The organism is Dyella sp. 05T440, from assembly GCF_056395965.1.
The window spans coordinates 276979-283113 of record NZ_JBFTKN010000004.1 but is presented as its reverse complement, the minus strand read 5'-3'; the positions used below and the strand labels follow the sequence as shown (position 1 = coordinate 283113).

7 protein-coding genes are annotated in these 6135 nt (G+C 65.0%); all 7 read right to left on the bottom strand.

Annotation, left to right across the window (positions count from 1 at the left end):
- Nucleotides 1-386: 386 nt before the first annotated feature.
- Entirely contained in the window at nucleotides 387-1001 is a 615-nt protein-coding gene (locus tag AC1DE1_RS06930; protein ID WP_046972847.1) for a hypothetical protein, read from the bottom strand.
- A gap of 36 nt (nucleotides 1002-1037) precedes the next feature.
- Nucleotides 1038-2375, bottom strand: coding sequence for an ATP-dependent protease ATPase subunit HslU (gene hslU, locus AC1DE1_RS06925; protein ID WP_441601826.1), 1338 nt, complete (start codon nucleotides 2373-2375; stop codon nucleotides 1038-1040).
- A 79-nt stretch (nucleotides 2376-2454) separates the two neighbouring features.
- The gene (hslV, locus tag AC1DE1_RS06920) at nucleotides 2455-2988 is read right to left on the bottom strand and encodes an ATP-dependent protease subunit HslV (protein WP_046972849.1); all 534 of its coding nucleotides are present in this window, start codon (nucleotides 2986-2988) and stop codon (nucleotides 2455-2457) included.
- Between the two features lie 194 nt (nucleotides 2989-3182).
- Complete coding sequence (gene xerC / locus AC1DE1_RS06915) at nucleotides 3183-4070, bottom strand: tyrosine recombinase XerC (protein WP_441601827.1); 888 nt, start codon at nucleotides 4068-4070, stop codon at nucleotides 3183-3185.
- Nucleotides 4071-4075: 5 nt separating this feature from the next.
- Nucleotides 4076-4759, bottom strand: coding sequence for a DUF484 family protein (locus AC1DE1_RS06910; protein ID WP_121883777.1), 684 nt, complete (start codon nucleotides 4757-4759; stop codon nucleotides 4076-4078).
- Nucleotides 4760-4845: 86 nt separating this feature from the next.
- A complete protein-coding gene (dapF, locus tag AC1DE1_RS06905; protein WP_441601828.1) occupies nucleotides 4846-5679 on the bottom strand; it encodes a diaminopimelate epimerase in 834 nt (277 codons plus the stop codon).
- Entirely contained in the window at nucleotides 5679-6068 is a 390-nt protein-coding gene (lptM, locus tag AC1DE1_RS06900; protein WP_441601829.1) for an LPS translocon maturation chaperone LptM, read from the bottom strand. Before lptM ends, dapF begins: the two co-directional genes overlap by 1 nt.
- Nucleotides 6069-6135 lie beyond the last annotated feature (67 nt).

Sequence of the window (6135 nt, the reverse complement as noted above, 5' to 3'; positions counted from 1 at the left end):
CCCTTCGGGCTTTCCTCCACCCGCCCGCCGCGTCATACGGGGACCCCGAGGGCGAAGAGCCACACCAAGAGCCGAACAACGCCAGGCGCTACTGGGCCGGGCAGGTCTTTTGTAGGAGCGCACTTGTGCGCGACCAACCGACGGAGCGGTACATCCGAGCGCCGCGGTCGCGCACAAGTGCGCTCCTACAAGGGATCGCGTAAGTCAGTATCGATCGGCTCTTTGTGGGAGCGCACCCTGTGCGCGACCATCCTACAGAGCGGTACACCCCAGCGTGGCTGTCGCGCACAGGGTGCGCTCCCACAGACAAGACCGTCTGACCTGCAGGCAAAAAGAAAGGCCGCCCGGAGGCGGCCTTTGCTTCTTCCAATCAAACCAATCAAACCCTACTGCGCGTGCCCTACGCCCGAATCGCCCTGCTCCAGCGGCGGTGGAGTACCGGCAACGGCCAGCAGCGATGTGGCGTAGCCGTCTTCGATGCTTACCGTGGACACCTCATCCCATGAGAAGAACGACGCTTCGCGCAGCCATTCCGCGTCGGGAGAGATCTCCTGCATGTTGAAGCCGTCTTCTTCCACGCTGATCAGTCGGCCGATGTAGCAGACCTCGGCCTCGTCCTCGCTGTCCACGTGCACGCCGATGACGGGTGCCTGGGCGGCAGCGGCCTGGATGACGCTGCGGATGTCGTCCAGCGGGAAGCCCCGGGGCGGACGCGGCATCAGGTGCTTGAGGACCAGCGCCTTTTCCATGAAGGGCGCGTGTTTGTCCGGCGCTTCCAGTTCGGAAACGTCGCGGTGGCGCATCACGTACATGCCGTCATAGGTGATGCCGTCACCGACCACCCACAGCAGAAAGAATTCACGGCCAACCCCGCCCACGTAGCCACAGAAGCTGCCGTGTTCGAGTTCACCGCGCCATAACCGGACCAGCTGATGCTTCTGCTGCGCCTCGCGCAGCTGAGCCCGCTGGCCGGTGGTCTTCAGTTCAATCACATTTCCCATGGTCAAAATTTTACCAGCCCGGGGCTTTCCCCTTGTTTACAGGATGTAACGCGACAAATCCTCGTCCTGGACCAGCACGCCGAGGTTTTTATCCACATATTCGGCGTCGATCAGGTATTTTTCGCCGGATTTGTCAGCAGCTTCGTAGGAGATCTTCTCCAGCAGGCGCTCGATCACGGTGTGCAGGCGGCGGGCGCCGATGTTCTCGGTCCGCTCGTTCACCTGGAAAGCCACCTCGGCCAGGCGGTCGATGCCTTCCTCCGTGAAGGTGATCGTCACGCCCTCGGTACCCAGCAAGGCGATGTACTGCTTGGTCAAGGCGTTATGCGGCTCGCGCAGAATGCGCTTGAAGTCGCCCACCGACAGCGCCGACAGCTCCACGCGGATCGGCAGGCGGCCCTGCAGCTCCGGGATCAGGTCCGAGGGCTTGGCCAGCGAGAACGCGCCGGAGGCGATGAACAGCATGTGGTCGGTCTTGATCGGGCCGTACTTGGTCGACACGGTCGAGCCTTCCACCAGCGGCAGCAGGTCGCGCTGCACGCCTTCGCGGCTGACGCCGGCGCCGCCCCACTCGGAGCGCTGGGCGATCTTGTCGATCTCGTCGATGAAGACGATGCCGTTCTGTTCGGCCGACTGCATGGCCTGCGCGCGCACTTCTTCCTCGTTGAGCAGCTTGGCGGCTTCTTCTTCCACCAGCATGGGACGAGCCGCCTTGATCGCGACCTTGCGCTGCTGGGTCTTGCCGCCGCCCATGTTCTGGAACATCTGGCGCAGCTGCTGACCCATTTCCTCCATGCCCGGCGGGGACATGATTTCCACGCCGACGTTGGTGGCGAAGTCGAGCTCGATCTCGCGATCGTCCAGGGCGCCTTCGCGCAGCTGCTTGCGCAGTTTCTGGCGGGTGTCGTTCTGCTCGCTGCTGGGCGCGGCGTCGTGCGACCAGTCCGAAGGGGTCTGGCGGCGCGGCAGCAGGGCGTCGAGGATGCGGTCTTCGGCGCGGTCTTCGGCCTGCGTGCGCACGCGCTTCATGGCCTGCTCGCGCACCAGCTTATAGGCGACGTCGGCGAGGTCGCGGACGATGGATTCGACATCCTTGCCCACATAGCCCACCTCGGTGAACTTGGTGGCTTCCACCTTCACGAATGGCGCATTGGCCAGCGTGGCGAGGCGGCGGGCGATTTCGGTCTTGCCCACGCCGGTGGGACCGATCATCAGGATGTTCTTGGGCGTTACTTCGTCGCGCAAGCCCGGTTCCAGCTGCATGCGGCGCCAGCGGTTGCGCAGTGCAATCGCCACGGCGCGCTTGGCGTCGTGCTGGCCGATGATGTAGCGGTCGAGTTCGTTGACGATTTCGCGGGGAGTAAGTTCGGACATGAGTTCACCGGAAAGATGAGTTTTCGCCCTCGTTCTGCATCAGCAAAACGACGGGACCAAGAGCCGTCGCGCCGAGCGCTTACAGCTCCTCGATCGTGGTGTTGTGGTTGGTATAGATGCAGATGTCGCCGGCGATCTTCAGCGCGCGCTCGACGATGGCGCGCGAATCCATCTCGGTGTTTTCAAGCAATGCCAACGCGGCAGACTGCGCGTAAGGACCGCCCGAGCCGATGGCGATCAAGCCATGTTCGGGTTCCAGCACGTCGCCGTTGCCGGAGATCAGCAGCGAGGCCTCTTTGTCGGCCACTGCCAGCATGGCTTCGAGGCGGCCCAGGCGGCGATCGGTGCGCCATTCCTTGGCCAGCTCCACCGCGGCGCGGGTGAGGTTGCCGCCGTGCTTGTCCAGCTTCTGCTCAAACAGCTCGAACAAGGTGAAGGCGTCGGCGGTGGCGCCGGCGAAACCGGCGATCACATTGCCTTTGCCCAGGCGGCGGATCTTGCGGGCGTTGGCCTTCATCACCGTGTTGCCGAGGGTGACCTGGCCATCGCCGCCAATCACGACCTGTCCGTTGCGGCGCACCGAAACGATGGTCGTGGCGTGAAAGGATTCCATGGGGGACTCCGTAAAGAGTGAATTCGCCAAAGGTGGGGCCGTAAGGGCGGAATCCAAGCCGCCGCCCGGCCAGCCCTTGTGGGAGCGCACCCTGTGCGCGACGGGATTTTCAGGGGAAACCGGGCCGCGGGCGGCCCGTCGCGCACAGGGTGCGCTCCCACAGGGTGTTCAAGGCTGTCGGCTCACGGCGCCCGTCACTTACGCTTCGCCCGCGGATGTGCCGCGTCATACACCTTGGCCAGATACTGGAAATCCAGGTGTGTATAGATCTGCGTGGTGGCGATATCCGCATGGCCGAGCAGCTCCTGCACGGCGCGCAGGTCGCCGGAGGATTCCAGCATATGGCTGGCGAAGGTGTGGCGCAGCAGATGCGGATGGATGCGTTTGGCCATGCCTTGCTGCAGCGCCAGCGTCTTCAAACGTAGCTGTACGGTACGCGGATTGATGGGCGCACCGCCGCGGCCTTTGAACACGGGCTGCTCGGGAACCACGCCTTCCGCTTCGCCCAACGCACGCAGTGCAGCGACCGCGTGGCGGCCGACCGGCACGATGCGGGTCTTGTTGCCCTTGCCGAGCACGCGCACTTCGCCGGCGTGCATGTCCAGATCGATCCAGCGCAGCCCGGTGAGCTCGGACAGGCGCAGGCCCGAGGAATAGAACAGTTCCAGCATCGCGCGGTCGCGCAGATTCAAAGCGCCTTCGCTCTGCGTTTCCACCAGCGAAGTGGCCTCGTCCACGTCGAGCACCTGCGGCAGCTTGCGGTGCACCTTGGGGCCGCGCACGCCGGCCAGCGGGTCATGCTCGAGCAGACCTTCGCGGGTGAGCTGGCGAAACAGGCTGCGGCAGGAGGACAACAGGCGCTGCAGGCTTTTGGGTGCGAGGCCAGCGCGGTGTTCGCCGGCCACGAAGCCGCGCATGCGGTTGGGCTCGAGCGCGCTGAAGTTGGCGATGCCCTGCGCCTCCATCCAGCGCAGCAGCTTGGCCAGATCGCGGCGATAGCCATCGACCGTATGCACCGATGCCTTGCGTTCTCCCGCGAGTCGCGAAAGCCAGGCGTCGACCTGGGCCTGCGGGTGAGACATAAGTGTTACATGACTTCCTGGGCGCGGCGCAGCGCGGCGGTGACGGTGCCTGCGATCATCTTCAGGAACACCGTGCCCATGCCCGGCTGGAAATGGTCGGCATCACCGCTGCCAATGGCCAGGATGCCGAACTCGCCCAGCGGCATCATCGCGGCGGAGCGGATTTCCGGCGCGTGGTCGCCGAACAGGCGGTACAGGCGTTCGGCCGAGAGGCGGCCGGCGACCGGTTCGTGGTGCGCCATGAAATCGGAAAACTCAGGCACCTGCGAGCGCCCGCCCGGGATATGCACCAGCCAGTCCGCCGGCGGCAGCCCGATCGGGCCGAACAGCATCAGGCGTACCTGGTCGGTCTGAAAATCCTCCGCGAGCCGCGCCACCACGCTGCGGGCCGCCACGGCGGGTGTTCCAGCGCGCAGCACGGCGAGATTGAGCTCGTGCACCCGCTGCATCAGCCGCTCGTTTTCGGCGGCGATGGCGATCAGGCCGGCCAGCTGCTTCTCCAGCTCCGCGTTCTTCTCGCGCAGGCTCTGCAGCTGATAGACCGCCAGCGAGGCGACACGGCCCTGCTCGCGCGGCAGCGTAAGCTGGGCCGCGATATCGGGATAGTCGGTGAGAAACTCCGGATGGTGCCGCAGAAAAGCCGCGACGTCGCCGGCGGAAAGCGTGTCGACAATGGCGGTTTCGGACATGGCTACCTCAGGGGAGTCGATGCGTTGCGGGCCGAGTGTGCGTTGTTCCGCTATCGGCTTTCAACCGACATGGACAGAAAGTCGCGTCAACCCAGCCATTCGCCTTCGAAAACGAACGTAGCCGGCCCGGTCATCCACAGCGTATGCCCCGGCCCCGCCCATTCGATGGTCAGGGTGCCGCCGGGCAGCGTCACCATCACTTTCTCGTCGACTTCGTCGCGCAGGCGAAGCACCGCCATCGCGGCGCAGGCGCCGGTACCGCAGGCGAGCGTCCAGCCGCTGCCGCGTTCATGCACGCGCAGGCGCAACTGGCCCCGATCGACCTGCTGAACGAAGCCAGCGTTGGCGCCTTCTGGGAAACGACTATGCGTGGTCAGCATCGGGCCGACCCGATACAGCGATGGCGCCTGCAAGTCAGGCACCACCACGACCGCATGCGGATTGCCCATCGACAACGCACCGATCTCCAGCACGTCGCCGCCCACTTCGATGGCGTAACGAGCCGCCTGGAGGTCGGCACGGAACGGAATGCGCTCGGGCTCCAGCGTGGGCACGCCCATGTCGACCGTCACCTCGTTCGGGCCACTCAGACGCACCGTCACGGGCCCGGAGGGGCTTTCCAGCCGGATCATGTCGCCGATCGACAACTCACCCGCACGATGCAGCCACGCCGCCACGCAACGCACGCCGTTGCCGCATTGGCCCGACGGCGTGCCGTCCGCATTCCAGATCCCGTAGTAGAACGCACAACTGGGATCGCGCGGCGGCTCGATGCTGATCAGCTGGTCGAAACCCACGCCCATGTGCCGGTCGGCGATGGCGCGGATCTGCTCTTCGTTCAGTGCAAACGCGCGCTGGCGGCAATCGACCATCACAAAGTCGTTGCCGATGCCGTGCATCTTGGAGAACGGAAGCTTCATTACATGAACTTGCCGCCGGTGATCCGGCCGTTGGCGTCGAGTTCGGCGAAATAGCGGCTGTTGTTGCTGCGCATCTCACGCGTGGCGATGGTGCCCGGCAGGACCAGCAGCACATCCGGATACGCGGCCTTGAACTGCTCAGGCGTGGGATGTGCGGCGATAAAGGCGTCGAACGCCGTCATATCAGTGACAAAGCCGTGCACGGGCACAGGCGTCAGTGCCGCCGGAACCACTGCCGGTATGGGCTTGGCTGCCGGCGCGACGGGCGTAGCGGGATGCACGGTGGCCGCGGGCGTAGCCTTGGGCATATAAAGCGGTCCCTTGTTGCCGCATGCGGCGAGCAGGGCAAAAACGGAGCACAGCGAAAGCAGCAGGAGTGATCGGCGCATGTCGGGGTATCCGGCGGGAACCCGGTCAGTATAGGCGAGCCGCCGCTTTTGAAGCGCCGCCGCCCGT